Below are 25,026 nucleotides of genomic sequence, written 5' to 3'. Positions count from 1 at the left end.
CACTGGGAGGTTCCATGGCCGTCAACCCGGTCTTCAACCGCATCGACAAGGAGGCCGCCCAGGGCGGGTATGCCGGTTTCGGCCAGCCCTCCGGCAGCCAGCAGAACTACGCGCAGGCGCAGGGCGGGTCGCCAATCCCGCAGTACCAGCCCGGCCCCAGCGAGACCATGTCCGACCAGCAGCTGCAGGACATGTACGACCAGACGCCGGCCGGCCCGGCGCAGACCGGTCGCCTCACCCTCGACGACGTCATCGTCAAGAGCCTCATGCTCTTCGGCATCGTCGTCGTGGTCGCCGCGGCGACCTGGATGTTCGTCGGCGCGCAGCCCGACGTCACCACCCCGATCTGGCTGCTGGGCATGTTCGGCTCGCTCGCGCTGAGCTTCGCCATCGGCTTCAGCAAGAAGGTCAACGTCGGGCTCATCCTCGTGCACGCCGTGCTCCAGGGGTTGTTCATCGGCGCGGTCAGCGTGACCTTCATCGACATGTACGAGGGCGTGGTGACGACCGCCGTCATCGCGACGGTCGCGACCTTCGCCGGCATGTTCATCGGCTGGAAGGCCGGCTTCATCAAGGTGACGAGCAAGAGCCGGCGCATCTTCGGGATGTTCGCCATGGGCTACCTCGTCTTCCTGCTCGTCAACCTCGCCGCCTCGTTCATGGGCTTCGGTGAGGGCTGGGGCATCTACAGCGGCCCGCTCGGCATCCTCGTCTCGCTGCTCGGCGTGGGGCTGGCCTCCTACTCCCTCGCCGTCGACTTCGACTCGGTGGACCGCGCGGTGAGCGGTGGCGCCCCGGAGAAGTACTCCTGGCTCCTGGGCCACGGCCTGGTCGCCAGCCTGGTGTGGCTCTACATCGAGTTCCTGCGGCTCTTCGCGATCCTGCAGAGCAGCGACTGATCGACCCTGGTCACCCCGTGACAGGTATGCGGCCCGCCGGCAGCTCTGCTGCCGGCGGGCCGTCTGCTGTGGACACCGAGGTCGAGCGGGTGGTCCGCCGCTGGGAGCAGCTGCCGCTGGAGCGGGCGCTCGCGGCATACCCCGCGGTGCGGGAGCTGGTGCAGGACATCGCGGACGAGACCGCCGACGCGACCGGGCTGGGTCGCCAGGTCGTCCCCGACCACGGGCCGGGGGTCGTCATGGACCAGCTGCGGGTCATGTTCTTCGACCGGCGGGAGGCGGGGCTGGCTGAGGAGGACCTGCTCGGGCGGGTCACCGCGCTGCGGCGGTCCCTGCCCTGAGCCTGCGGCCCTCTCCTGGGCCGCGTCAGGGCTGCTCAGTGCGCGCCGGCGTCGCTCTGCTCGGACTCGCTCTTGCTCGCGTGCCCCTTGCCGAAGGGCAGGACCGACACGACGCCGACGACGACCAGGCCGACGACGAGGCCGAGGACCGCCGAGAAGAAGGTGTTGGTGAGCCAGCTCAGCGCCCCGGCGATCGCGGGGACCAGCCCGGCGACGACCTCCTCGGCGTGGTGCACGAAGTCGTAGATCGGGTGGAAGCCCAGGTCGTCGATGCCGACGAGCAGGATGTGCCCGCCGACCCAGAGCATGGCGATCACCCCGACGATGGACAGCGTCTTCAGCACGACGGGCATGGCCTTGACCAGCCCGCGGCCGAACTTCTGCACGCCCTCGGAGTCACGCTGGGACAGGCTCAGCCCGATGTCGTCCATCTTGACGATGAGCGCGACCGCGCCGTAGATCAGCGCGGTGATGGCCAGCGCCACGACGACGAGGACGACCGCCCGGGTGACCAGCGGCTCTTCGGAGACCTCGTTGAGCGCGATGACCATGATCTCGGCGGACAGGATGAAGTCGGTGCGGATCGCGCCCGAGGTCACCTTCTTCTCCGCCTCCGGCCCCTGCTCCACCGCCGGCTCGTCGTGCGCGGAGTCGTGCCCCACGCCGAACCACTCGAGGACCTTGTGCGCCCCCTCGTAGGACAGGTAGAGGCCGCCCAGCATGAGGATCGGGGTCAGCAGCCACGGGATGAACACGCTGAGCAGGAGGGCCGCCGGCACGATGAAGAGCAGCTTGTTGCGCACCGAGCCGATGGCGATCGTCCTGATCATCGGCAGCTCGCGGCTGGGGTCGACGCCGGTGACGTAGCGCGGTGTCACCGCGGCGTCGTCGACGATGACCCCGGCGGCCTTCGCCCCGGCGCGCCCGGCGGCGGCGCTGACGTCGTCGACCGACGCGGCGGCGACGCGGGCGATCGCGGCGATGTCGTCGAGCAGGGCAGCCAGACCACCGGCCATGGGTCACCTCACTGGGTGGGCGGAACGGACTGCGTCAGGCTACCTGCCGCCCGGGAGGTATGCCGCATACAAGCCGTGCGGCCGGTCGGCGCAAGCCGTGCGGCCGGTCGACGCAGACCGTGCGGCCGGTCGACGCAGACCGTGCGGCCGGTCGACGCAGACCGTGCGGCCGGTCGACGCAGACCGTGCGGCCGGTCAGGAGAGGCGCTCGAGGACCATCGCCATGCCCTGGCCGCCGCCGACGCACATCGTCTCGAGGCCGAACTGGCCGTCGTGGGTCTGGAGCGCGTTGATGAGCGTGGTGGAGATGCGGGCGCCGGTGCAGCCAAAGGGGTGGCCCAGGGCGATCGCGCCGCCGTGGACGTTGAGCTTGTCCTCGTCCATGCCGAGCGCGTCGGCGGAGCCGAGGACCTGCACGGCGAAGGCCTCGTTGATCTCGTAGAGGTCCATGTCGCCGATGCTCATCCCGGCGCGGGCCAGGGCCTGCTTGCTCGCCTCGATCGGGCCCAGGCCCATGATCTCGGGGGAGAGCGCGGAGACGCCGGTGGACACGATGCGCGCCAGCGGCGTCAACCCGAGCTCCCTCGCCCGGGTGTCGCTCATGACGACCAGGGCCGCGGCGCCGTCGTTGAGCGGGCAGCAGTTCCCCGCGGTGACCGTGCCGTCCTCGCGGAAGACCGGCTGCAGCTGGCTGACCTTCTCCAGGGTCACGCCCGGCCGCGGGCCGTCGTCGGTGCTGACGACGGTGCCGTCGGCGAGCGTCACCGGGGCGATCTCCCGGGCGAAGATGCCGTCCGTGATCGCCTTCTCGGCGCGGTTCTGGCTGCGGACGCCCCACTCGTCCTGGCGCTCGCGGGAGATGCCCAGCGAGGTGGCGACGTTCTCCGCGGTCTGCCCCATGGCGATGTAGACGTCGGGCAGCCCGCCCTGCTCCCGCGGGTCGGTCCAGGTCTCGTTGCTCGCGGCCATCGCCTCCGTCCGGGCCACCGCGTCGGCGAAGAGCGGGTTGCGCCAGGACTCCTTGCCGCCGCCGGCGCCGGAGAAGTCGGCATACCGCGACACGCACTCGACGCCGGCGCTGATGAAGACATCGCCCTCACCCGCCCTGATCGCGTGCAGCGCCTGCCGCGTGGTCTGCACCGAGCTGGCGCAGAAGCGGTTGACCGTGGAGCCGGGCACCGAGTCCAGGCCCAGCAGCACGCTCACCACGCGCGCCATGTTGAAGCCGTGCTCGCCCCACGGCTCGGCGCACCCGAGGTAGAGGTCCTCGACCGTCGTCGGGTCCAGGGCGGGGACCTGGTCCAGCGCCGCGCGGATGACGCCGGCGGCGAGATCGTCCGGGCGCGCGGTGGTCAGCGACCCCTTGAACGCGCGGCCGATGGGGGTACGGGCGGCAGCGACGATGACGGCCTCGGGCATGGGTGGTCCTCCTTGACGCGAGCGGTATGCCGTGAGTCTAGGTGAGCCTGCAGCGCCGCCGGTTCGAGGTCTGGGCCGTGCCGTTCCTGAAGCTGCGCGAGTGCACCGGTCGTGCCGCGAGAACTGCTGATGACGCGACATGACCACTGCAGTCGCGCGCAGTTCAGAGACGGTCGAGGCCCTCGTCGAGGCTCACCGCCGGGCGCCAGTCGAGGACCTCGCGGGTACGCCGCTGGTCGAACCAGTGCGCCGTCGACAGCTGCTCGGCGAGGAAGCGGGTCAGGGGCGGCTGCGTGACGGTCGGTATGCCGGGGACCCGTGCCGAGAGCGCCGTCACCCCCTCGACGGCGGCACCGAGCCCCCAGGCGAGCGGTGTCGGCAGGTGCAGCCGGGGGGCGGGGGCACCGACCGCCCGGCAGATGTCGCCGATGAGCTCACCGATGGGGCGTGGCTCGCCGTTGGTCACGACGAGGGCCTGCCCGTGGGCGACCTCGCTCCGCTCCAGGGCCGCGACGATCGCGGCGGCGGCGTTGTCGACGTAGGTCGTGTCCACCAGCGTGGTGCCCGGTCCGACCAGCGCCAGCCGCCCCTGCCGGGCGCGCTGCGCGATACGCCCGACGAGCTGGGTGTCGCCCGGGCCCCACACGAGGTGCGGCCGGAGGGCGGTCACGGGCAGGTCGGGGGTGTCGGCCGCCAGCGCGAAGAGCTCGGCGGCCGCCTTGGTCCGGGCGTAGTGACCCCGGGCGTGCATGGGGCTCGCGGGCCCGGCGCCCGCCCCGGCCAGCGAGCTGCCGGTGTGCGCGACCGACGGCGAGCTGACCTGCACCAGCCGGCCGCCACCCTGGGCGCGCAGGGCCTCGATGACCCGGCGCGTGCCGCGCACGTTGATGTCGACGAAGTCGCGCCACGGGCCGACGACGTCGACCTTGGCGGCGAGGTGCACGACGGCGTCCTGCCCGTCCACCGCGCGGGCGACGGCCTCGGCGTCCCGGACGTCGCCGAGCACCTCCCGGTGCCGGCCGCCGGCGGTGCGACGCTGCATGACGGTGACGTCCCACCCGCGCGTCGCGAGCAGGTCGGCCACCGCGCCGCCGAGCATGCCGCTGGCGCCGGTGACGAGCACCCGTCCGCTCATGCGCTCCTCCGCCCCGACCATCAGCGGCTCCTGCGGTGCGGCGCGCGGCGCGGGGCCTGTCCGGGCATACCGACGGCCGAGCGCAGGCGGTCGCGCAGCGGGCGGCCGTGGAGCACGCCGTCGGCCCACCCGGCGAGGACGCTCCGGTCCACCTTGCTGGCGTGCCGCACGTCGACCGGGAGCCAGTCGCGGACCAGCACGGCGGCCACCGGCACCCCCGCGGCGGCCCGCGCCCGGGCCGCCAGCTCGGGCGGCGCCAGGGCCCCGGAGCCGTGGGCAGCACCCGTGGCCCGCGCGACCGGGCCGCCGCGCTCGCCGCGCACCAGGACGAGGACGACGAGCTGCGCCCCCGCCGGGCCGACCCCGACGACGGCCACATCGGCCACGCCCGGGAGGTCGCGCACCCGGTCCTCGACCGGGTAGGGCGTCACCGGGCCTTCGGCCGTGGTGACGACGTGGGCCAGCCGCCCCTCGACCCAGAGCCGGCCGGAGCCGTCCAGGTGACCGACGTCCCCGGTGCGGTGCCACCCCGCGGGCCGGTCGCTGTGCTCCTGGGCCGCCCAGCGGCGGTCGTAGCGGTCCTTGACGTGCGGGCCCCGCACGACGATCTCCCCGACGACGTCCGCACCGGTCCCGTCGCCGGTCGCGAGGTCCTCCGCGGGTATGCCGTCCGGACCGAGCGCGGCGATGGCGACCTCCACCCCCGGCACCGGTCGCCCGACGCAGACGCCGGAGCCGCCCGCCAGGTCCTCCGGGGACAGCGTCGTGGGGTCGTGGGTCGCCACCGGCAGCGCCTCGGTCATGCCGTAGGGGGTCTGCGTCTGCGCCGCCGGCAGCACCTGCCGGACCTCGCGGAGCAGCTCCGGCGGCACCGGCGCCCCTGCGGAGAGCACGAGGCGCACCCGGCCCAGCACCGCACGCTGCTCGGCGTCCAACGCCCCCGCGGTCGCGACGACGTTGCGCAGCGCGGCCGGCGCGGCGAAGACCATGGTGGCGTCCACCGCGGCCACGGCGTCGGCCAGCCCGGTCGCCGTGAGCGTGTGCGGGGCCGTGACGTCCATGTCCGGCACGGCGCTGGGCAGCCCCAGCGCGGGACCGTAGAGCGCGAAGGGGGCGAAGGCGGCGACGAAGCGCTCGCCCGGCCCGAAGCCGAAGGTGTCGCGCAGCAGGGCGACCTGGGCGCCGAGGCCGCGACGGGTGTAGACGACCCCCTTCGGCGGTCCGGTGGCGCCGGAGGTGAAGAGGATCGCACCGTCGGCGCCGTCGTCGAGGTCCTCGGGCAGCGGGTCGTCCAGCCGGGCGCCCTCGTCCGCCAGCGCGTCCAGGCCGCCGCCGTCGGTGCGGATCCGCGACCCGGGCACCCGGGTCACCGCCGCCAGGGCCAGCGCGCGCCCGATGCCGACGACGTGCGCCGGCCCCGCCCCGGCCAACGCGGCGCCGAGCCGGGCCAGCCCCAGCCCCGCGTCGGCCACGACCACGACCGCGCCGAGCCGCCACACGGCATACACGACGGTGGTGAGGTCGACGCCGGGGGGCACGAGGACGGCGACCCGGTCGCCGGTGCGCACCCCTCTGCCCGCCAGGCCGCGCGCGACGGCGTCCACCCGGGCGTCCAGCTCGCCGAAGGTCACGCTGCGAGCGGCCCCGCCGAGCTCGACGATCGCGACCTCGTCCGGCCGGCCGGTGTCGACCCGGACCGGCACCTGTGCGGCAGCCGTGGTCCGCGGGCCGGCCTCGGCCCCCCTGGGCTCACCCTCTCCGCCGACGGTCCGCCGCACCCAGTCCCAGACGACCCCCACCCCCTCGGGCCGGTCCTCGAGGACGAGGTGGGAGGCGCCGGGGTAGACCTGCACGTCGGCGTGCGGCAGCCGGCGCACGAGGTCCTCCAGGTAGCGCTGGGAGAAGACCGGGTCGCGCGGGCCCCACACGAGCAGCGCCGGGACGTCGAGCGTCGCGGTGCCGGCGGCGATCTCGTCGAGGGTGGCGCGGCTGGGGTGGTCGGGCTCGAAGGGGATGTCGCGGACGAAGTCGGCGACGGCGTCCCGGCGCGCGGCGCTCGCGTAGGGCGCGGCGAAGGCGTCCCGCACGTCGCGGGGGAGGGCCGGGCGCGACAGGGCCGTGGTCGCCCGGACGAAGGCCGGTGTCGTGCGGCACACCTGCGCGAGCAGCGCGGGCGCACGGGCGAGCCGGATGACCGCGGGTGCCGCGTGCTCGACCGGCTGGTGCACGGCGGTGTTGGTCAGCACCACCCCCGCCAGCTCGTCGCGGTGCGCCAGCGCCCACCCCAGGCTGATCGGCCCGCCCCAGTCGTGGGCCAGGGTCACCACGGGACGGGTGAGGCCGAGCGCGTCGGTGAGCCCACCGAGGTCGGCGACCCGCTGCGGCAGCGTGCGCGGGGTGCCGGGCCGCTCGGACCAGCCCATCCCCAGCTGGTCGACGGCGACGACGCGCCACCCCAGCGGTGCCTGCGCGAGCACCCGGCGCCACAGGTAGGACCAGGTCGGGTTGCCGTGGACGGCGAGCACGGTGCCCTCGATCTCGGCTCCGGCGGCCTCCAGCGCGGGCCCGTTGTCGAGCACGTGCCAGCGCCGGGTCCGGCCCTCGGCGTCCGCCGCGACCACCACGCGGGACCAGTCGGGGTCCAGCCCGGGCAGCGGTGCCGACGGCAGTCCGACCCGGTCGTGCGCGGCGCGGCGCGCGGGGTCCTGGATCCGGTGGCGGGGGGAGGGCTGCGGGAGGTCCACGCTCAGCGTCGCTCGGCTCGGGTCACCAGTCGATCTCGACGCAGGTCATATTGAGCCCGGACCCGATGCCCATCATGAGCACCCGGTCCCCGCGCTCCAGGCTGTCGGCCTCCTTGGCCAGCGTGATCGCGACCGCGGCGGGTCCGACGTTGCCGTAGGTGGGGAAGGTGAGCGGGATCCGCTCCAGGTCGATGCCGAGGGCCTCGGCCGTCTTGGTGGTATGCACCTGCGAGACCTGGTGGACGATGTAGCGGTCCATCTCCTGCCAGTCGAACTCCTGCGCGGCGTCGCGCCACAGCGCGCCGGCCAGCCCCATCCCCGCGACCAGGAGACCCTGGGCGTCGGTCCGCATCTCGGTGAAGTCGCCGACGCACAGCTCGTGGTGCTCGGTGGCGGCTCGGGTGACCCCGCCGACGACCCGGTGCCCCTCCGGGTGCTCGCTGGCGCGACCGAGCAGCATGGCGGCCGCCCCCGAACCCAGGGTGAGGGTCGCGAACTGGCTGACGATGTCCTGCGCGGTCGCGTCCGGGCCGGACAGCCGCTCCAGCGTCCGCTCCTGCGGGACCCGGGAGCCCTCGCCGCACACCACGAGGGCGTAGTCGATCTGTCCGCCGTCGATCATCGTCGCCGCCAGCTGCATACCGTTGACGAAGCCGAGGCAGGCGTTGGTGAGGTCGAAGTTCAGGCAGGCCGAGGGCAGGCCCAGCGCGTGGTGCACCGAGACCGCGATCGAGGGCTCGAGGTGCTCGCGGCTCACCGAGGTGTTGATGAGCAGACCCACCCGATCGGCGTCGACCCCCGCCTGGGCCAGCGCCTCCTGGGCGGCCTGGACCGCGCCGTCGACGAAGCTCTGGTCCTCGTGCCACCACCGGCGCTCGGAGATCCCGGCCAGCTTGGCCAGCATCCCGGGGCGCAGGCCGTTGCGGCCGTAGGAGTCTCCGATGACCTCGTCGAACTCGGCCGAGGTCTTGACGATCGGCGCGTCGACGGCGGTGACGGACAGCACGGCGGTGTCGCTGTGCCGGAAGGTGGCGTTGCCGGTCACGTGGTGGTTCCTGCGTTCTGGCGAAGGGAAGACGGACAGAGTCCCCATTCGACCACAGCACCGCCGCCGGGGAAGAACCGAAGTCCCCGCTGTGCCACGATGGAACCACCATCCACCACCCCTCCGCGGAGCGGGGGTAGCAGGGAGAGCGAGACCGACATGAGCAGCACGCGGAAGCGGCTGGGCGCGATCGTCAGCGCCGGAGTCCTGAGCCTGGGGCTGGCCGCCTGCGGCGGCGGGGAGAGCACCGACCCCGAGGGCGGGTCCGGCGAGGCCTCCAGCACCGAGGACGCGCAGGAGAGCAGCGCCCCCGAGACGAGCGAGGAGGACGCCGCCGGGGCCGACGACACGAGCGAGGCGGCCGCCGCCGACGGCGAGGAGATCCCGGTCGAGGACTTCCTCGCCATGATGCAGGAGCCCGGCGAGGAGACGCTGTCCAGCTACACCCTCACCATGAGCATGGACGCCTCGGGCCAGGCCATGGACGCCGAGGGGGCTGTCGACCTGTCCGGCGAGCAGCCGCTCATGCAGATCACCATGACCATGCCCCAGGTCGGCGACATGGAGATGATCACCACCGGTGGCGAGGTCTACCTCGCCATGCCCGGCGTCACGCCGGAGGGCATGTACGTCCGGGGCGGGGAGGACCTGCTCGGCCAGGCCGGCGCGATGGAGGACCTCGACGTCTCCACCCAGTGGGAGGCGTGGGAGCAGGGCGCCCAGAGCGTGGTCCTCGTCGGCGAGGAGGACGTCGACGGCACCGAGATGCGGCACTACCAGGTGACGCTCGACCCGGAGGCGGCCGCGGCCGCCGGCGGGGAGGCCGCCACCACGGCCGCGCCGGGTATGCCGGACACCGTCGTCTACGAGGTCTGGCTCGACGACGACAACCTCATGCGCCAGCTGACCTTCGACCTCGAGGGCGTGTCCATGGAGATGACGACGGACAACTGGGGCGAGCCGCAGGAGATCCAGGCTCCCGCGGAGGACCAGGTCATGGAGATGAGCGAGCTCGGCGGCCAGCCGGGCAGCGACGGCTGACCCCGCCTCGTCCGCTCAGGAGGGCCGCGACCGGGTGCCGGTCGCGGCCCTCCTGCGACCTGCGGCCGACCCCGGGGCGACCGCTGCGTGAACGCCTCGTGAACCCTCGCCGGGGCGGCCCGATCCGGCTCTCCGAGGGCTGTCGGGCAGGGCAGACTGGCCGTGTCGTCGAGCCGAGGTGAGGAGACCGACATGGCGTCAGGCTGGACCCCCGTGCGGGTCGTCCGCTGGCCCGCCCAGCAGCAGGACCGGGACTGGTGCGCGCAGCGGGCGGTCCCGTGCCTGCTGCTCGTCGAGCCGGGCAGGCCCGCTCCCGAGGCCCGGCCGACGGAGTCGGTGCTGCCGCAGAGCGCGGACCAGGGCGCCGTCGCACGAGCCGTCGACGAGCTCTCGCGGCGTGCCGTGGCGGCACCCCGGCCCACCCGCGCCCAGGAGCCGGTGGTGCTCCCGACCGGCCGTCGCCGCTCGGTCGTCGGCCTGGTCGCCGCCCTCTTCTGAGCCCCGCCTCCGAGCGGGGAGCTCGGGCTCAGGCCCCGTCGAAGAGGCGGCGGACCACCCGCTCGGCGCTGTGGCCGTCGTCGAGGTGGTTGAACCGCTCGACCCACCGGGCGTAGCGCTCGGCATACCGCTGCGTGTCGTCCATCTCGCGGATCGCCGCGACCACCTCGTCCTGGGTGGCGACGACGGGCCCGGGAGCCTCCTCGCCGAGGTCGAAGTAGACCCCGCGGACGTCGTCGCGGTACTCGTCGAGGTCCGGCACGTAGAAGATCATCGGCCGGCGGGTGACGGAGTAGTCGAACATCACCGAGGAGTAGTCGGTGATCATCGCGTCCGCGGCGAGGAACAGCTCGGTGATGCTCGGGTAGGTCGTGACGTCGACCACGCCCGGCAGGTCCACGCTGCGCCCGTGCCCGACGGTGCGGGAGTGGCCGCGCAGCAGGACGACGTAGTCGTCACCGAGGTCGGCGGTGAGCCGCTCCAGGTCGAGGAAGACGACCATCCCCGCGGCGTTGTCGCGCCAGGTGGGGGCGTAGAGCACGGCCTTCTGGTCCGGGCGGATCCCGAGGCGCTCGCGGACCTGCTCCCCCGAGCCCTCGACCAGGGCGTCGTTGCGGGGATAACCCTCCTCGTAGAAGACGCCCTCCCACGCGTAGGCGCTGCGGAAGATCTCGGTGCTGTGGTGGTTCTGGCTCAGCAGGACGTCCCACTTGTCCCGCTCGAGCGCCAGCGCCTCCCGGGTCGAGGCCCCGACGTTCGGACGGTCCAGCCCGATGCGCTTGAACATCGACCCGTGCCAGGTCTGCAGGACGGTCTGGAAGGGCTGCGGGGTGAACCGGCGGCGCAGCCAGTCGTTGGCGATGACGAAGCGGGAGCGCGCCCGGGCGTCGAACCACGCCTGCGTGCCCTCGACCACCGACACGGCGCCCTCGGGCACGGGGACGGAGAGGTCGGTCACCCCCCAGTAGCGCACCCAGTCCGGGTGCTCGCGGGCGATGACCGCGTCGAGGGCGTGCGGGTTGCACGTGGCCAGCCGGCCGTAGAACGACTCGAGGTAGACCGAGCGCTGCGGCTCGTGCGGGCCGGCGAGGTAGGCCGCGTCCATGCGCCGCTGGTGGAACGAGCCCAGCTCGTCCGGCGCGCGGGTCAGCCCGACCCGCAGGCGCAGCGAGCGTCCCTTGCCGATCTCCCACCGCAGCCGGGCCTGCTCGACCGGCAGCTTCTCCGGGGTGCGCGCGACCAGCTCCGGTGCCGCCATGACCCGCACCGACCCGCCCGCGGCGTCGCGGCCGCGCAGCGTGTAGCTGCCGGTGCGCGGCAGCCGGGCCGGCCCGCCCCACAGCGGCTGCAGCAGGTCCACCTCGGCGGTCCAGGTGCCGTCCGGGCGCAGGTCCGCCGAGGCCGGCACCACCTGCCGCCGACCGGCGAAGGCGAGCTCCAGGTGCTCCAGCTCGCCGCCCCAGGTGCCGCGCAGCCGCAGCCGCGGCGCCTCCCCGGGCTCGACCTCTGTGCCGGTGACGACGAGGTGGGACAGCGGGTCGGCGACGTAGAGCGCCCCGCCGGAGCCGGCATACGCCAGCAGCCCCGAGCCCGGGGCCTGCACCGGCCCGGACTGGTCCAGCGCGGTGGCGACGACGTGCTCGGTCCCGTCCTGGTCGACGACGACGAGCTGGTAGGTCTGCGCCACCCGGCGCTGGCCCTCGCGCGCGTCGTCCTGCGCCACGGGTGCGCCGTCGTCGGACTGCTCCGAGCCGGCCTCCTCCGCGGCGGTCTCCGGGGTCGCGTCCTGCGTGTCGAGCGCCACCTCCTCGGTCTCCGGGGCGAGCAGGTCGGTCTCCTCCGGCAGGACGACCCAGGTCTCGGGGATCTCGGCGACGACCCGGAGCACGCCGTCGCGCTGCCCCCCGTCCTGGACCTCCACCGGGCGCCGGGCATACCGGGAGATGAGCTCGACCCGTTGCGCGGTGATGCCGCGCAGCTCCACCTCGGCGCGCACGTGACGTCCCTCGACGGCGACGTCGCGGGCGAGCGTGGCAGGCACCACCCGGTCGAAGAACAGACCGTGGCGGCGGACCCACCGCGGCACCAGCTGGACGCCGCCCGAGAAGGTGCGGGCCCCCAGCATCCGGGCCGAGCTGTCGCGGTGGCGGTACTTCAGGGTGCCCGTCGCGGCACGGCCGTCCGCCCCGGTCACCCGCAGGAGCACCTCCCACGGGCGGGGGTCGTCGTCCGCGAGCACCGGGGCGAGGTCGACCCGGGCGACGAAGGCGGTGTTCGCGTAGTCGAACTCGCCCTTGGTCGCGTGGGCGTTGACCTCCATCTCCACCACGGGGGTCACCTCCGCCTCCACGGGCACCCGGCCGCCCGGCCGGGCCAGGACCACCTCGATCCGCGGCGGAGAGGTATGCCCGTAGCCGCGCTCGTAGGCCCAGCCGCGGATCTCGTAGGTGGTGCCCTCCAGCCAGCGCGCGCCCCACAGCGTCGCGACCCAGCCCACCTGGCGGTGGGTGACGGAGTTGATGGCGCGGCGGGCGCCCTGCCGGCCCAGGACGTAGGCACGCTGCAGCAGCTCGCTGTCCGAGGAGCGCGCCCGGGTCAGCTGCCGGCGCAGCAGACGCCGCGCGCGCCGCTCGGTCTCCGCCCTCGCCCGGGAGGCCGCGCTCCGGGCCCGCGCGAGCGGGGTGGGCGCGGGCTGCTCCTGCTCGGGCCGGACCGGGGGCACCGTCATCAGGTGAGCACCCGGGCGTCGGTGCGCGCGCGCTCGATGACGTCCGCGATCGCGACCGACTCCGCCGCACGCAGCTTGTAGGACTCGAAGGTCTCGTTGCGGATCAGCCAGGCGAACTCGGCCAGCTCGTAGCGCAGCCCGTCGCCGTCGAACTTGTAGTAGTACTTCTTGTTGTCCCGGCTGTCCTCGAAGCGCGCCTCGAAGTACTCCGTCTTCCACCACGGCGCCGGGACGTAGAGGTAGCCGCCGCTGCCCGCGACCACGAGGTCGCCCTCGGCCTTGACCCCGAGCCCGGTGCGGGAGGTGGCCTCGCCGTGGGTGAAGGTGACGTCGATCTTGGAGTAGACCTCGACCGGGGACTCCTCCGGCTGCAGCGAGGTGGTCCGGACGTCGACGACCTCGGTGCCGAGCAGCTTGACCACGGCGACGAGGGGGTAGCTGGCCAGCTCGGAGATGCTGCCACCGGCGGGCGGCTGGAGCTCGCGGCCCTCGTCGACCAGCTTGGTGAAGGTCGCGTCGACCGAGCGGACCTGGCCGATCGCCCCGCTGCGCGCCAGCGCCACCATGCGCTGGAAGCCTGGTGCGAAGGCGGTCTTGATCGCCTCCATGAGGACGACCCCGCGCTCTTGGGCCAGGGCGAAGAGCTCCTCGGTCTCGGCCCGGGTGAGCGTCATCGGCTTCTCGCACAGGACGTGCACCCCGGCGTCCATCGCCCGCCGCGCGAAGTCGGCGTGCGTGTCGTGCGGGGTGGCGACGTAGACCGCGTCCACCGAGGCGAGCAGCTCGTCGTAGTCCTCCACCGCGCGGCTCAGCTCGTGCTCGGCGGCGAAGGCCTCGGCGGTGCTGTGCGTGCGGTTGTGCACGGCCTCGACGCTGATGCCGCTGACGAAACGGGCCTCCTGGACGAAGCGGTGCGCGATCCGCCCGGCCCCCACGACGCCCAGCTTGATGACCCCCGCCTCGTTGCGCAGCTGGGTGCTGGAGACCCCCTTGGTCCGCTCGAGGTAGACGACGTCGCAGTAGTCCTTGAGGTAGTCGAAGCGTCCCAGCCAGTCCGAGCCGATCGCGAAGACGTCGACCTGGTGCTTCTGGATGTCCTGGACCTTCTGGCCCTCGTACTCCTCGATGACGATCTTGTCCGCCAGGCCGCTGTCCTCGACGTTCTTGATCCGGGTCATGAGGCTCTGCTGCACGTTGAGCTTGCCGCGGGCGTCGTCGTAGTTCTCCGTCGTCACCCCCACGATGAGGTAGTCCCCGAGCGCCTTGGCGCGCTCCAGGAGCCGGCGGTGGCCCTCGTGGAACAGGTCGTAGGTGCCGTAGGTGATGACACGCACTGGGCGGTTCCTCCTCGTGATGGACTCATGCGAGTATGCATGGTGATGGCAGGAAGACTGAGATCCACGCCGCGCCGGGTGGCCGACCGGCTGCGGCGGCTGGGGCGCCAGCAGGTGTCCCGGGCGGACCAGCGGGTCGTCGGGAAGCTGCGGTCCCCGGCCCCACGCCGCGACCCGGTCCCGGAGCTGGCGCCGCCGCCGGACGTCCTGCACGTGGTGCTCGTCGAGGGCATACCCATGGAGTTCGGCGGGCGCACCGCGTCGATCCTGGCCAAGTGCCGCACCCTCTACGAGCAGGGCGGGATCCGCTCGGTCGTCCTGGTGCGCAACCACGCCCACACCCTGCCTCGCGCCGTGGAGGGGATGCGCCGACGTGGACAGCTGAGCGAGGGGGTCGAGGTCCGCTGGCTCATGGACGCCTACCCGGACGCGACCGAGGCGGTCGCGCCGGCGGCGACGCCGGAGGCCGAGACCGAGCTCGAGGCCGCGGGCTGGGGCAGGAAGGGCAGGTGGTGGGTGCGAGACACCACCGAGGGCAGCGTGCGACGCCGCTACCGCGGCGGCGCCCTCGAGCTGGAGGACACGTTCGACGCCGACGGTGCCCGGGTGGGCCGCGAGGAGTACGACCCCGAGGGTCGCCACCGGCGCTCGCTCACCTGGGACGTCGGGTCGCACCACCCGCGGGAGCACGTCTACTACCGGCGCAACGGGCGGCCCATGTATGCCCTGACCCACTCCTCGCCGACGGGCCACGGGGAGCGGCCCCGCGAGCGGTCGGTGACCTTCTTCGACGAGCAGGGCGAGGTCGAGTCGACGCAACCGGGCTCGCTGGCGCCGGTGGTGCACCGCGCCCTGGACGCCCTGACGCAGAGCCGCCCCACCATCCTGGTCGTCGAGGCCCGGCAGGCGGACCCGGACGCCCTGACCTACCGCCGTGACCACGTCCGCACCTGCTACGTCGCCCACAACTCCCACCTGGCGCACCCCGACAGCGAGGTGGACGACGTCCGGCCCTCCTTCCGCCGGCTGTTCCGGCGGCTCGACACCGGCGCCGCCATGGTCTTCCTCACCGACAGCCAGCGCGCCGACGCCGAGGCCCTGCTGGGGCGGCGGGACTCGTTCTGGGTGATCCCGCACGCCGCGCCGGCGACGACCTCGCACACCGAGGTCGAGCGGGAGCCCGGCCTGGTCATCATGATGGGCCGCCTGGCACCGCAGAAGCGGACCGACCACGGCATCCGGGCCTTCGCCACGGTGCTGGAGACGTGCCCCGACGCCCGCCTCGAGATCTACGGCGAGGGGATGCGGCGCGGCGAGCTGCAGCAGCTCATCGACGACCTCGGGATCGGGGGGTCGGTCACGCTCGAGGGCTTCACCACGGAGCCGGGCCGGCAGTACCGCCGGGCGACCCTGTGCCTGCAGTCCAGCCGGTTCGAGGGTGCCCCCATGGTCTTCGTCGAGGCGTTGCGCCAGGAGTGCCCGATCGTCAGCTACGACATCCGCTACGGGCCGGCCGACATCGTCGACGACGGCGTCAACGGCTTCCTCGTGCCCGAGGGCGACATCGAGGACCTGGCCCGGCGCACCGTGCAGGTGCTCGACGACCCGGCGCTGGCGCGGTCGCTGCGTGCCGGGTGCGAGGGGGTCGACGAGCGCTTCGGGCAGGAGGCCTTCGCCGCCCGCTGGTTCGAGCTCTTCCGGACCCTGGCGGCCGACCTGCCGACCGGCCGCGGCTGACCCCGCGGGGCGGGGGTGTCTCAGTCCCGCTCGAGGGCGTCGCGGAGGCGACGGCGCAACGGCTCGTGCACGGGCCGCTCCACGAACCGGTGGATGAGCCAGGCGAGCAGGAACGACACGGCCGCCGCCAGGACCAGCACCAGGTAGCTGCTCATGGTGCCGCTGAGGCTCTCGATGACGAAGAAGCCGAACTGTCCGTGCACGAGGTAGAGCGGGTAGGTGAGCGCACCGGCGAGGGTGAGCCACCGCCACTCGAGCCGTGCGAGCGGCCCGGAGGAGCAGGCATACACCGCGGCGAACATCACGAGTACGAGCACCGTGACGACGGGCGTGGAGATCGCGACCTCGCTGTGCACGAGGGCCCGCTCCTCCGCGAAGATCGTGGCCTGGCGGATGCACAGGACCACGTTGAGGCCAAGCCCGAGCCCGACGAGCAGGTCCGGCCCCTCCCGGTGCAGGAGGTAGAGCAGCATCCCGCCCGCGAAGTAGGGCGCCCAGCTCGGGATGAGCAGGGAGGCGAGGAGGTCGGCGTCCGTCGCCCGCGCCAGCTCGGCGAGGACCGGCCACAGCATCGCGAGGGCGATGGCCCGTCGACGGGTGATGCCGCCGAGGGCCAGGAGCACGCCGATGAGCAGGTAGAACTTCAGCTCGACCCACAGGGTCCAGAAGGCGCCCTGGACGCTGGTGATGTCCCAAGCCTCCTGCATCATGGTGAGGTTGACCAGCGCCTCCACCGGCTCCACCTGCCGGCCCCCGTCCCAGAAGGCCTGGAGCAGGACGGTGAGCACGACCGCGGCCCAGTAGGCGGGGTAGAGGCGGGAGAGGCGTGAGGCGACGAAGCCGGGCAGCCCGCGGCCGTAGGCGGTCATGAGGATGACGAAGCCGGAGATGACGAAGAAGAGCTCCACACCCAGGTACCCGTAGCGGGTGAAGATGCTGGGGGTGGGGAACTCCTCGCCGGCGGCGTTGCCCCAGAACTCCTGGTCGATCGAGGTGTAGTGGTAGGCGAGGACGGCGACGGCCGCCACGAGACGCAGGCCGTCGAGCGCGGCCAGGCGTGGTCGCGACGGGGAGTGGGGGAGCTGCGCGGCGGGCACCGGTACGTCCTCGGAGGAGAAGGGCAGGCGGAATGGCAAGATCGTGCGCCATGGTAGACAGGCTGTCGCGGATCGCGCGCCGCGCGAGGCGGGTCGTCGGCTCGACCTTGGCCCGCCGTGCGCAGGGGAAGACCCCCTCCGCGCCCACCACCGAGCCGGAGCCGGACGAGGTGGTCCCCGTCCGGCACGACCCGGTCCCCGAGCTCGTGCCCCCTCCGGACGTCCTGCACGTCGTCGTCGTGGAGGGCGTGCCGGTGGACTACGGCGGCCGGACGGCCTCGATCCTCGCCCGCTGCCGCAGCCTCGCGGAGGCCGGCGGCATCGAGTCGGTGATCCTGGTCCGCAACCACTCCCCGCAGCTGTCCCGGGCGGTGGCGAACATGGAGCGGCGGGGCCACCTGCTGCCGGGGGTGCGCGTCGTGAGCGTCACCGACGCCTTCCCGGACCCGACGCTCGAGGGACCCCCGGACCCGCGCGCGCTGGAGGCGCCCGAGGACCTGGGGGACCGGGGCTGGAGCACGGTCGGGGGAGGCCGCGACGACCGCTGCCGCTACGAGGAGGGCCGGCTCGTCGCCCGCCGGCGCTACAGCGGGGGCCGGTTGCAGCACGAGGACACCCTGGGCCCGGTCGGCGAGCGCCTGCGCCGCGACGAGTTCGCCCCGGACGGCCGGCTGGTGCGCACGATCTTCGGCGACGACGTCCCCGGCGGCCGGCAGCAGCACGTGGCGCTGCGGCGCGACGGGCGGCCGATGTTCGCCCGGGTCTTCGAGCGCCCCCGCGTGGCCAAGGGTCGGCCGACCGAGCTGGGCACGACCGTCTTCGACGAGCAGGGGGAGCCGAGCAGCTCGCACGCCGGCTTCGACGAGGTGGTGCACCGGGCGCTGGACGCCGTGATCGGGGGTCGCCGCGCCGTGGTCGTCGTGGAGGCGCGGGCGCTGGACCGGGAGATGGCCGGCTACGACCGGCCCGGCGTCGCCACCTGCTACGTCGTGCACAGCTCGCACCTGGCCGCACCGGGTGACGACCTCGGGGCCGTCCGGCCGAACTTCCGCCCGGTGCTCACCGAGCTCGGCCGGCGCTCGCCGGTCGTCTTCCTCACCGAGCGGCAGCGTGCCGAGGTCGAGGCGGCCCTCGGGGAGAACCCGCAGTTCCGCGTCATCCCCCACGCGGGCCCCGAGTCCGGGCAGCACCCCGCGGTCGAGCGGGACCCGGACCTGGTGGTCATGGTGGGCCGGCTCGCCGACGTCAAGCGGACCTCCCACGGGATCAAGGCCTTCGCCCGCGTGCTGAAGGAGCGCCCCGGGGCGCGGCTGGAGATCTACGGCGAGGGCCCGAACCGCGCCGGGCTCGCCGCGCTCGTCACCCGGCTGGGGCTCCAGGACTCGGTGCAGCTCAAGGGCTTCACCACCGATCCCGACGCCGTCTTCGCCCGCGCCTCGCTCTGCCTGCTGACCAGCAGGTACGAGGGGGCGCCCATGGTGCTGGTGGAGGCCATGACGCAGGGCTGCCCGGCGGTGGCCTACGACATCCGCTACGGCCCCTCGGACATGATCGAGGAGGGCGTCAACGGCTTCGTCGTGCCCCCCGGCGACGTCAAGGCCCTCGCCGCCGCTACTCTGCGGGTGCTCCAGGACGACCAGCTCGCGGCGCGGCTGCGCGAAGGCTGCGCCGTCGTGCGGCAGCGCTTCGGGCAGGAGGCCTTCGTGGCGCGCTGGTTCGACCTGTTCCACGAGATGTCCGACGGACCGTCCCCGACCGAGGAGAAGACCTCTGATGAGTCTGCGTAGCGCTGCCGCGAGCACGGTGCGGAGGATCCGCGGACGGCTGGCCGCCAGGCGGGTCCGGGGTCCCCGGACCGAGGAGGTCGCCCCGCAGCGGGAGGACGAGCAGCAGAGCGCGTCGGTCGTCCTCACGGTGCGCGAGCTCATCCGCACCGGCAAGGCCGGCGAGGCGGTGTCGACCGGGTATGCCCTGCGCCAGGACCCGGCGACCCGTCAGCTCGGCGACCTGGTGCTCGGCCTGTGCCGTCGCAGCACGTCCACCTCGCCCCTCGCGTGGCGCGACCTGGCCGAGGTCACCCGGCCCGCGCTCGTGGCGCTCGCTGCCGACGACTGGTTCGTCCCGGCATACCAGCACGCGCCGGAGCAGGCGGCCCGCGTGCTGCGCGAGGTCCTGGCCCAGGACCTGCACCTGGGGTGGACGGGGACCCAGCTGCTGCTCGTGGCGCGGGCCGCCTTCCAGGCGCAGGACTGGGACGCGGTGCGGGAGGTCTGCGCCGCCGCCACCTCCGGGCGCGCCACGCGCGTGGCGGCCAGCCGGCGGCACGAGCTCGCCGAGCTGGTCCGGTGGATGCCCGGCGGTGACTACCGGCAGCCCGTCCCCGCGCTCGAGGCCGACGCCCGCATCGGGGTGATGAACTACCTCGCCCCCGGCCCGGGCTCGCGCAACGTGGGCGACTGGATCCAGACGCTCGCCTCGATCGGGCACCTCGTCCGGCACCGCAACCTCACCTACGTGGGCACCGACCCCGACCTCGTCGGGCTGGTGACCGACCTCGCCGACGGCGTCCGGGAGGAGCGCCGGCTGCCGGACTCGCCCACGGCCACGGTCCAGCTCGTCGAGGTGCAGCGCGACGGCATGCCGCTGCAGGAGCTGCCGAACCCCACCTGGGTGCCCACCTTCGGGTGGTACCTCCACCCGGTGACCGCGCAGGACTACCTCTTCCCCTTCGCGGACGCGGTCCGGCCGATCTTCATCTCCTTCCACGTCAACAAGCCGGACATGCTGACCCCCGAGGCCGTGGCCTACCTGCGCCGCTACGGCCCGGTGGGCTGCCGGGACTGGCAGACCGTGGCCCTCCTGCGTGCGCTGGACGTGCCGGCCTTCTTCTCCGGGTGCATGACGACCACCGTGGACACGGTGGTCCCGCCCGGGGACCCCGCCGCGCGCACCGAGACGGCCTACATCGACTTCCCCGGAGGACCGGCGGACGCCGAGGTGGTGGAGCAGTCGATCACCGGGCTGCGCAGCCTCTCCTTCGCGGACAACCTGCGGCTGGCGCGCGACTGGGTGCAGGACTACGCGACCCGCTACCGCGCGGTGCGGACCTCCCGGCTGCACGCCAACCTGCCGTCCCGCTCGGTCGGCTGCGAGGTGGAGTTCGTCCCGAAGAACCGCTCCGACGTCCGCTTCGGCGGGCTCATCGACATCGACGACGACGCCTTCGAGGCGATCCGGCACGGGATCCTCGACAAGCTGGACGCCGTGCTGCGGCTGGTCCTCGCCGGGGAGGACGAGGACCGGGTGTATGCCCGGTGGCGCGAGGTCTGCGCCGCCGACGTGGCGCGGGCCGAGCGGGTGCTCGACGCCCGTGAGGCCGACCTGCCCGCCACCGCCCCGGTGCCGCCGCAGGCCGAGGGGGCGCAGCACGTGGTGGTCGTGGACCTGGGGCCGGGCGAGGCGCCGCACCTGCCGGGGCTGCTCGGCGCGCTCGCGGGGCGCGTCCCCCCGGGGACCGCCGTCGTGGTGAGCGGCGAGGAGACCCTCCGCCTGGGCGACCTGCCGGACGTGGGTCTCCCGGTCACCCTGGTCAACCGGCAGACCGTGCCGCTGGACCGGCTCGAACCGCGCCCGGACGGCGCGGCCGTACGCGAGCTGCTGCTCGCGCACGCGGTGCTCGGCGTGGGTGGGCCGGGCCGGGTCCTCGTGCTCCCGGCCGGGGTGCTGCTGCCGGACGACCTGCGGCCGCTGCTGGAGCACGACCTGGACGGCCGGCCGGTCGCCGCGCCCCGCGAACCACGCGGCTCCCGGCGGCTGGCCGTCGGTCTCGTGCGCTCGCTGAGCTCACGGCAGGGTGACGACGCGGCGGGCGCGCTCGACCTGCTCGTCGCGGGGAGCCGCCGGATCGACGTGCTCGGCGCCCCCTTCGACCCGGTCGTCCTCGTCGCCGACCCGGCGCTGCTGCGGGCCGCCGGTGCGGAGGAGGTCGTCCCGCTCATGCTGCGCTACGGCGCGACCTTCCGGGAGGCGCTCAACATCGTGCTCGGCGACCGGTGGACCCTGCTGCCGGAGTCGTGGGCGACCATGCCCCACCTGCAGACGCCGCAGCCGGACGCGCAGCTGCTCACCTACCGGGTCGGCGCACGCCCGTGGTCCCGGCTGACGACACCCGGCCGCGACGAGTGGCGGGCGCAGCAGCGGGGCTAGATGACGAGGAAGCGCCCGTGGCGGGCCATCCGCGCGACGTCCCGCCAGCGCAGCCGGGAGCGGTCCTCGCCGGGCTCGAAGGGGTCGCTGCGCCATCCGTGGACCCAGCCCGAGCACCAGGACCCGAGCCCCTCGCGGTGCACCGACCAGCGCACGACCTGGATGCCGGTCCAGCTGCCGACGTAGGCCAGCGCGAGCGGGCGGGGCAGGTTGCGGCGCGCCAGCCAGACCCGGTTGCGGGCGTTCTTGAAGAAGTAGTCCGAGTGCCGTCGGGGGTCGACCACCGGGTGGCCGGTGCGCAGGGACGGGACGTAGCGGACCCGGAACCCGGCCGCCCACACCCGCCACGCCAGCTCGATGCCCTCGTGCGCGTAGAAGAAGATGCCCGGCCACCCACCGGTCGCCTCGAAGGCCTCGCGCCGCATGGCGACGGTCATCTCCACGACGCTGAAGACGTCGGCCTCGGTATGCCGCTGCCGCGCGCCGAGCCGGGGGATCCACCGGCCCGGGTGCGCGTCGTCCCCGACCTCGGGGTCCTCGATGAGCGGCTGCACCAGGCCGACGTCGGGGTGCTGGCGCAGGTACTGCGCCGTCCGCAGGAGCACGTCGTCCTCGAGCAGCCAGGCGTCGTCGTCGAGGAAGAAGAGGAACTCCCCGTCGACGTGCGGCACCCCGGCGTTGCGCCCGGCGGGGATCCCGATGTTGGTCGGCAGCGCGAGGGTCTTGACCTCCTCCGGCAGCCCGGTGGGGTTCCAGGCGTTGCCGACCACCACGACGTCCAGGTCGACCCCTTGCTGACGCTGCAGCGACTCCAGGCCGCGGGCCAGCTCCTCGGGCCGGCGCCCCTGGGTGAGCACGACGACGCCGAAGCTGGGCCTGGTGGCCGGCAGACCCGTCGTCATCGCGCCGCCTCCCCGCGCAGCCGCGACGAGGCGAGGATGGCGGCGAGGTGGCCCGCGGTGACCGGCAGGATCACCGCGGCCATGACGAGCACCTGCCAGCGGGCCGCCGCGAGGTCGGCGCCGGCCAGCGCGCCGACGACGGCGACCGCGAGCGTGAGCAGGGTCATCTCGATCGAGTGGAACATCCGGTGGAAGGGCACGAGCCGCGCCGCGCGGCGCAGCACCCCGAGCACGCTGCCCGCCGGGACGGCGCGGGCCTGCGCGGTGTCCGGCAGCCGGCCCAGGCCCGCCGCCGCACGCGAGGCGTGCACCATCTCGTTGAGGGACTTGTTGAGCAGGATCCCGGCGGCCAGGAGCGCCCCGAGGAAGGCATACCGCCAGGCCGTGGCAGGGTCGCTCTCCCGTCCGCCGACCACCCCGGCCGCTCGCACCCCGAGCGCGAGCGCGATCGCCGCCTCGACGGTGTAGTGACCGACCTTGTCGAGGAAGACCCCCACCGCGCCGGAGAGGCCCTTCCACCGGGCGATCTCGCCGTCGGAGCAGTCGAGCAGCATCTGGAGCTGCGCCAGCAGAGCCCCCAGCACCGCGCCCCACAGCCCGGGGACGAGCAGCGCGCCCGCGGCGGCCCAGCCGGCCACCATCATCAGCCAGGTCACCCCGTTGGCGGTCACCGGCGTGGGGATGAGGGCCCGGGTGAGGTGCGGGGAGAGGCGTCGGAGGTAGAGGTCCCCGGTCCAGTGCTCGGCGTTGCCGCGCGCCAGGACCTCGGGCGGCTGGGCCACGGCACGCACCTGGGCCAGCGAGGGCCGGGGCGGCCGGGCGTCGGGTGGACTGGCAGCCGACGGGTCAGCCATGGACCACCTCTCGTCACGGGTCACGGATCCGACCAGCAGGAGTCTAAGGGGTGAACGACCCGCGGAGCCTGCTGCGCGGTCGGCGCCCGATCACTCGGGAGGGGCGATGCTGGTCTGCGCCGGGAGCTGGTCCTGCGGGACCAGGCCGACCGGGCAGGTGTAGCCGTTGGGGCCGTGGTTGCAGTAGCCGCCGGGGTTCTTGTGGAGGTACTGCTGGTGCACGTCCTCGGCGTAGTAGAACGGCCCGGCCTCGGAGGCGGGCAGCAGCTCGGTGGTGATCGGGCCGTGCCCGGCGTCCCGCAGCACCGCGCCGAAGGCGTCCGCCGTCGCGCGGGCGGCGCGCTCCTGCTCCGGCGTCGTCCAGTAGATCGCCGAGCGGTACTGCGTGCCGATGTCGTTGCCCTGGCGGTTCGCCGTCGTCGGGTCGTGGTTCTCCCAGAACGCCTTGAGCAGCGTCTCCGGGTCGGTCCGGCGGCGGTCGTAGGCGACCAGCACCGACTCGGTATGCCCGGTACGCCCGGTGCAGACCTCGCGGTAGGTGGGGTTAGGGGTGCTCCCGCCCTGGTAGCCGACCGCGGTCGTCACCACGCCGGGCAGCTGCCAGAAGATGCGCTCGGCGCCCCAGAAGCACCCCATCGCGACCGTCATCACCTCGGTGCCCTCGGGCCAGGGCTCGTGCATCGAGGTGCCGAGCACCACGTGGCGCTCGGGGATGTCGGGCAGGGGGGTGGGCCGGCCGGGAAGGGTGGAGTCGTGTCGCATGTCCCCAGTGTCACACCCGAACCTGGGGTGCAGCCGGGCGTACCGACACCACGGCGGCGAGGTCGACTCGGGGACCCGGTGCGGCTAGAATGGTGGGCAGATCCACGGTCCGGGCCCAGTCGTTGGCCCGGACCTTGTGTTTGGGGCAGAGCCGCCTGAGGGCGGCCCCCGGCGCACGATCGCCGGCCGCGGCACCACGCCGCAGGCCACGCGAACGCCTACCGAGGAGAAGCAGTGACCGAGACCGCAGCAGCCAGTTACCTGACCCAGGAGGCCTACGACCGCCTCCAGGCCGAGCTGACCCAGCTCAAGGAGGAGGGGCGCTCGGAGATCAGCAAGCGCATCGAGGCGGCCCGCGAGGAGGGCGACCTCAAGGAGAACGGCGGCTACCACGCCGCCAAGGAGGAGCAGGGCAAGATGGAGGCCCGCATCCGCCAGCTCGAGCACCTGCTCCAGAGCGCGGTCGTGGGCTCCGCCCCCACCGAGAAGGACGTCGTCCAGCCGGGCACCGTCGTGACGGTGGAGATGTTCGGCGACACCGAGACCTTCCTGCTCGGCTCCCGCGAGATCATCGACGACGACAGCGACCTCGACGTCTACAGCGAGCAGTCGCCCCTCGGTGCCGCCCTGCTGGGCGCCCGGAGCGGGGAGACGGTCAGCTACGAGGCGCCGAACGGCAACACCGTGGAGGTCAAGATCGTGGAGGCCGCGCCCTACCAGCCGTGAGCCCTCGCGCCACCCACCACGGGGCGTCCCGCCGTCAGCGGGGCGCCCCGTCGGCGTACCAGCACTCCTCGACGTAGCCGGTGACGGCCGGCGAGGCGGTGGTGAGGCTCTCCACGTGCCGGCTCGGCGAGGAGTCCGAGGGCGGGACCCGCACCTCGGTCCGGCCGACGACGACGTGCGACTCGGACTGGGCCTCGAGCCGGCAGACCGCCTCGCGTGAGGGGTCCCGGCGCAGGTCGAAGCGGACGTCCACCTGGCTGTCGGAGACGACCTCGAAGCCGGTGTCGACCCAGTGCACCCGCCCCACGGTGGCCGACAGTCCCCAGACCACGGCCAAGACGCTCATGACGAGGACGGCGACCACGCCGACGACCCACCACCGGCGGTCGCCGTGCCGCCGGCGCTCCTCGGCCTCGGCCTGCTCCTCCACCTCGTCCCAGTCCGGCTCCTCCTGCCCGGGGCCGGGATCGGCGGGATCGGCGCTGCGGGCGGTCATGTGCGGCTGCCTTCCGACGGGGTGAGAGGATGGTGCGGTGCCCGGA

Annotated in this window: 20 protein-coding genes; 8 read left to right on the top strand and 12 right to left on the bottom strand. The window is 73.8% G+C overall.

The window, feature by feature from the left end; genetic code table 11:
- The first annotated feature begins 14 nt into the window (after window positions 1-14).
- Together SGUI_RS06725 and SGUI_RS06720 are read left to right on the top strand one after the other, a co-directional pair.
- On the top strand, window positions 15-899 hold the full coding sequence (locus SGUI_RS06725) for a Bax inhibitor-1/YccA family protein (RefSeq protein ID WP_066637902.1): 885 nt from the start codon (window positions 15-17) through the stop codon (window positions 897-899).
- Between the two features lie 68 nt (window positions 900-967).
- Window positions 968-1,240 carry a hypothetical protein gene (locus SGUI_RS06720; RefSeq protein WP_157621762.1) on the top strand — a complete coding sequence of 91 codons (273 nt, stop codon included), beginning with the start codon at window positions 968-970 and terminating at the stop codon, window positions 1,238-1,240.
- A gap of 35 nt (window positions 1,241-1,275) precedes the next feature.
- Here SGUI_RS06720 and SGUI_RS06715 read toward each other — a convergent pair whose 3' ends face one another.
- From SGUI_RS06715 to SGUI_RS06695, 5 genes are all read right to left on the bottom strand, one after another.
- Window positions 1,276-2,256, bottom strand: a complete 981-nt coding sequence (locus SGUI_RS06715) for a DUF808 domain-containing protein (protein ID WP_066637897.1) — start codon at window positions 2,254-2,256, stop codon at window positions 1,276-1,278.
- A 195-nt stretch (window positions 2,257-2,451) separates the two neighbouring features.
- The gene (locus SGUI_RS06710; protein WP_066637894.1) at window positions 2,452-3,675 is read right to left on the bottom strand and encodes an acetyl-CoA C-acetyltransferase; all 1,224 of its coding nucleotides are present in this window, start codon (window positions 3,673-3,675) and stop codon (window positions 2,452-2,454) included.
- 163 nt (window positions 3,676-3,838) lie between these two features.
- Window positions 3,839-4,831 carry an NAD-dependent epimerase/dehydratase family protein gene (locus tag SGUI_RS06705; protein ID WP_066637892.1) on the bottom strand — a complete coding sequence of 331 codons (993 nt, stop codon included), beginning with the start codon at window positions 4,829-4,831 and terminating at the stop codon, window positions 3,839-3,841.
- Window positions 4,831-7,554 carry an alpha/beta fold hydrolase gene (locus tag SGUI_RS06700; RefSeq protein ID WP_066637890.1) on the bottom strand — a complete coding sequence of 908 codons (2,724 nt, stop codon included), beginning with the start codon at window positions 7,552-7,554 and terminating at the stop codon, window positions 4,831-4,833. Before SGUI_RS06700 ends, SGUI_RS06705 begins: the two co-directional genes overlap by 1 nt.
- Window positions 7,555-7,576: 22 nt before the next feature.
- Complete coding sequence (locus SGUI_RS06695; RefSeq protein ID WP_191090959.1) at window positions 7,577-8,599, bottom strand: 3-oxoacyl-ACP synthase III; 1,023 nt, start codon at window positions 8,597-8,599, stop codon at window positions 7,577-7,579.
- A gap of 159 nt (window positions 8,600-8,758) precedes the next feature.
- Here SGUI_RS06695 and SGUI_RS06690 point away from each other — a divergent pair, with 159 nt between their 5' ends.
- A complete protein-coding gene (locus SGUI_RS06690) occupies window positions 8,759-9,640 on the top strand; it encodes a hypothetical protein (protein WP_066637886.1) in 882 nt (293 codons plus the stop codon).
- Window positions 9,641-9,832: 192 nt separating this feature from the next.
- Window positions 9,833-10,138 (top strand): hypothetical protein, encoded by a 306-nt coding sequence (locus SGUI_RS06685; protein WP_066637883.1) that lies wholly within the window; start codon window positions 9,833-9,835, stop codon window positions 10,136-10,138.
- 28 nt (window positions 10,139-10,166) lie between these two features.
- Here the strand turns inward: SGUI_RS06685 and SGUI_RS06680 are convergent, their stop codons facing one another.
- Both SGUI_RS06680 and SGUI_RS06675 read right to left on the bottom strand, forming a co-directional pair.
- Window positions 10,167-12,866 carry a CDP-glycerol glycerophosphotransferase family protein gene (locus tag SGUI_RS06680; protein WP_066637880.1) on the bottom strand — a complete coding sequence of 900 codons (2,700 nt, stop codon included), beginning with the start codon at window positions 12,864-12,866 and terminating at the stop codon, window positions 10,167-10,169.
- On the bottom strand, window positions 12,866-14,200 hold the full coding sequence (locus SGUI_RS06675; RefSeq protein ID WP_066637877.1) for a Gfo/Idh/MocA family oxidoreductase: 1,335 nt from the start codon (window positions 14,198-14,200) through the stop codon (window positions 12,866-12,868). The genes SGUI_RS06680 and SGUI_RS06675 overlap by 1 nt, the downstream gene beginning before the upstream one ends.
- 45 nt (window positions 14,201-14,245) lie before the next feature.
- Here SGUI_RS06675 and SGUI_RS06670 point away from each other — a divergent pair, with 45 nt between their 5' ends.
- On the top strand, window positions 14,246-15,937 hold the full coding sequence (locus SGUI_RS06670; protein ID WP_191090958.1) for a glycosyltransferase: 1,692 nt from the start codon (window positions 14,246-14,248) through the stop codon (window positions 15,935-15,937).
- A gap of 20 nt (window positions 15,938-15,957) precedes the next feature.
- Here the strand turns inward: SGUI_RS06670 and SGUI_RS06665 are convergent, their stop codons facing one another.
- Window positions 15,958-17,034, bottom strand: a complete 1,077-nt coding sequence (locus SGUI_RS06665) for an acyltransferase family protein (RefSeq protein ID WP_191090957.1) — start codon at window positions 17,032-17,034, stop codon at window positions 15,958-15,960.
- Window positions 17,035-17,084: 50 nt separating this feature from the next.
- On the opposite strand from SGUI_RS06665, the gene SGUI_RS06660 reads away from it, so the two are divergent.
- On the top strand, window positions 17,085-18,821 hold the full coding sequence (locus SGUI_RS06660) for a glycosyltransferase (protein ID WP_066637868.1): 1,737 nt from the start codon (window positions 17,085-17,087) through the stop codon (window positions 18,819-18,821).
- Entirely contained in the window at window positions 18,808-21,240 is a 2,433-nt protein-coding gene (locus SGUI_RS06655; protein ID WP_157621760.1) for a glycosyltransferase family protein, read from the top strand. Before SGUI_RS06660 ends, SGUI_RS06655 begins: the two co-directional genes overlap by 14 nt.
- Here the strand turns inward: SGUI_RS06655 and SGUI_RS06650 are convergent.
- The 3 genes from SGUI_RS06650 to msrA all read right to left on the bottom strand — a co-directional run bounded on the left by SGUI_RS06650 (window position 21,237) and on the right by msrA (window position 23,758).
- Complete coding sequence (locus SGUI_RS06650) at window positions 21,237-22,142, bottom strand: glycosyltransferase family 2 protein (protein WP_066637855.1); 906 nt, start codon at window positions 22,140-22,142, stop codon at window positions 21,237-21,239. The two genes, SGUI_RS06655 and SGUI_RS06650, sit on opposite strands and share 4 nt — an antisense overlap.
- Window positions 22,139-22,996, bottom strand: coding sequence for a CDP-alcohol phosphatidyltransferase family protein (locus tag SGUI_RS06645; RefSeq protein WP_066637852.1), 858 nt, complete (start codon window positions 22,994-22,996; stop codon window positions 22,139-22,141). Before SGUI_RS06645 ends, SGUI_RS06650 begins: the two co-directional genes overlap by 4 nt.
- 90 nt (window positions 22,997-23,086) lie before the next feature.
- A complete protein-coding gene (msrA, locus tag SGUI_RS06640) occupies window positions 23,087-23,758 on the bottom strand; it encodes a peptide-methionine (S)-S-oxide reductase MsrA (RefSeq protein WP_066637849.1) in 672 nt (223 codons plus the stop codon).
- 234 nt (window positions 23,759-23,992) lie between these two features.
- Here msrA and greA point away from each other — a divergent pair, with 234 nt between their 5' ends.
- Entirely contained in the window at window positions 23,993-24,484 is a 492-nt protein-coding gene (gene greA, locus SGUI_RS06635; protein WP_066637846.1) for a transcription elongation factor GreA, read from the top strand.
- Window positions 24,485-24,518: 34 nt separating this feature from the next.
- On the opposite strand, the gene SGUI_RS06630 is transcribed toward greA, so the two are convergent.
- Window positions 24,519-24,980: a DUF4307 domain-containing protein gene (locus SGUI_RS06630; protein ID WP_083190543.1), complete on the bottom strand. Its 462-nt coding sequence runs from the start codon at window positions 24,978-24,980 to the stop codon at window positions 24,519-24,521.
- Between the last annotated feature and the right edge of the window lie 46 nt (window positions 24,981-25,026).

The sequence above is a fragment of the Serinicoccus hydrothermalis genome, from assembly GCF_001685415.1.
GTDB lineage: Bacteria > Actinomycetota > Actinomycetes > Actinomycetales > Dermatophilaceae > Ornithinicoccus > Ornithinicoccus hydrothermalis.
Note: the sequence above shows the minus strand (reverse complement) of the source record. Positions and strands in the feature narration are given on the sequence as shown.

Bases quoted from the DNA above. Each gene is read 5' to 3' on its own strand.
- SGUI_RS06725 (WP_066637902.1), top strand. From the start codon at position 15: ATGGCCGTCAACCCGGTCTTCAACCGCATCGACAAGGAGGCCGCCCAG.
- SGUI_RS06715 (WP_066637897.1), bottom strand. From the start codon at position 2,256: ATGGCCGGTGGTCTGGCTGCCCTGCTCGACGACATCGCCGCGATCGCC.
- SGUI_RS06710 (WP_066637894.1), bottom strand. From the start codon at position 3,675: ATGCCCGAGGCCGTCATCGTCGCTGCCGCCCGTACCCCCATCGGCCGC.
- SGUI_RS06705 (WP_066637892.1), bottom strand. From the start codon at position 4,831: ATGGTCGGGGCGGAGGAGCGCATGAGCGGACGGGTGCTCGTCACCGGC.
- SGUI_RS06690 (WP_066637886.1), top strand. From the start codon at position 8,759: ATGAGCAGCACGCGGAAGCGGCTGGGCGCGATCGTCAGCGCCGGAGTC.
- SGUI_RS06685 (WP_066637883.1), top strand. From the start codon at position 9,833: ATGGCGTCAGGCTGGACCCCCGTGCGGGTCGTCCGCTGGCCCGCCCAG.
- SGUI_RS06680 (WP_066637880.1), bottom strand. From the start codon at position 12,866: ATGACGGTGCCCCCGGTCCGGCCCGAGCAGGAGCAGCCCGCGCCCACC.
- SGUI_RS06670 (WP_191090958.1), top strand. From the start codon at position 14,246: ATGGCAGGAAGACTGAGATCCACGCCGCGCCGGGTGGCCGACCGGCTG.
- SGUI_RS06660 (WP_066637868.1), top strand. From the start codon at position 17,085: ATGGTAGACAGGCTGTCGCGGATCGCGCGCCGCGCGAGGCGGGTCGTC.
- SGUI_RS06655 (WP_157621760.1), top strand. From the start codon at position 18,808: ATGAGTCTGCGTAGCGCTGCCGCGAGCACGGTGCGGAGGATCCGCGGA.
- SGUI_RS06650 (WP_066637855.1), bottom strand. From the start codon at position 22,142: ATGACGACGGGTCTGCCGGCCACCAGGCCCAGCTTCGGCGTCGTCGTG.
- SGUI_RS06645 (WP_066637852.1), bottom strand. From the start codon at position 22,996: ATGGCTGACCCGTCGGCTGCCAGTCCACCCGACGCCCGGCCGCCCCGG.
- msrA (WP_066637849.1), bottom strand. From the start codon at position 23,758: ATGCGACACGACTCCACCCTTCCCGGCCGGCCCACCCCCCTGCCCGAC.
- SGUI_RS06630 (WP_083190543.1), bottom strand. From the start codon at position 24,980: ATGACCGCCCGCAGCGCCGATCCCGCCGATCCCGGCCCCGGGCAGGAG.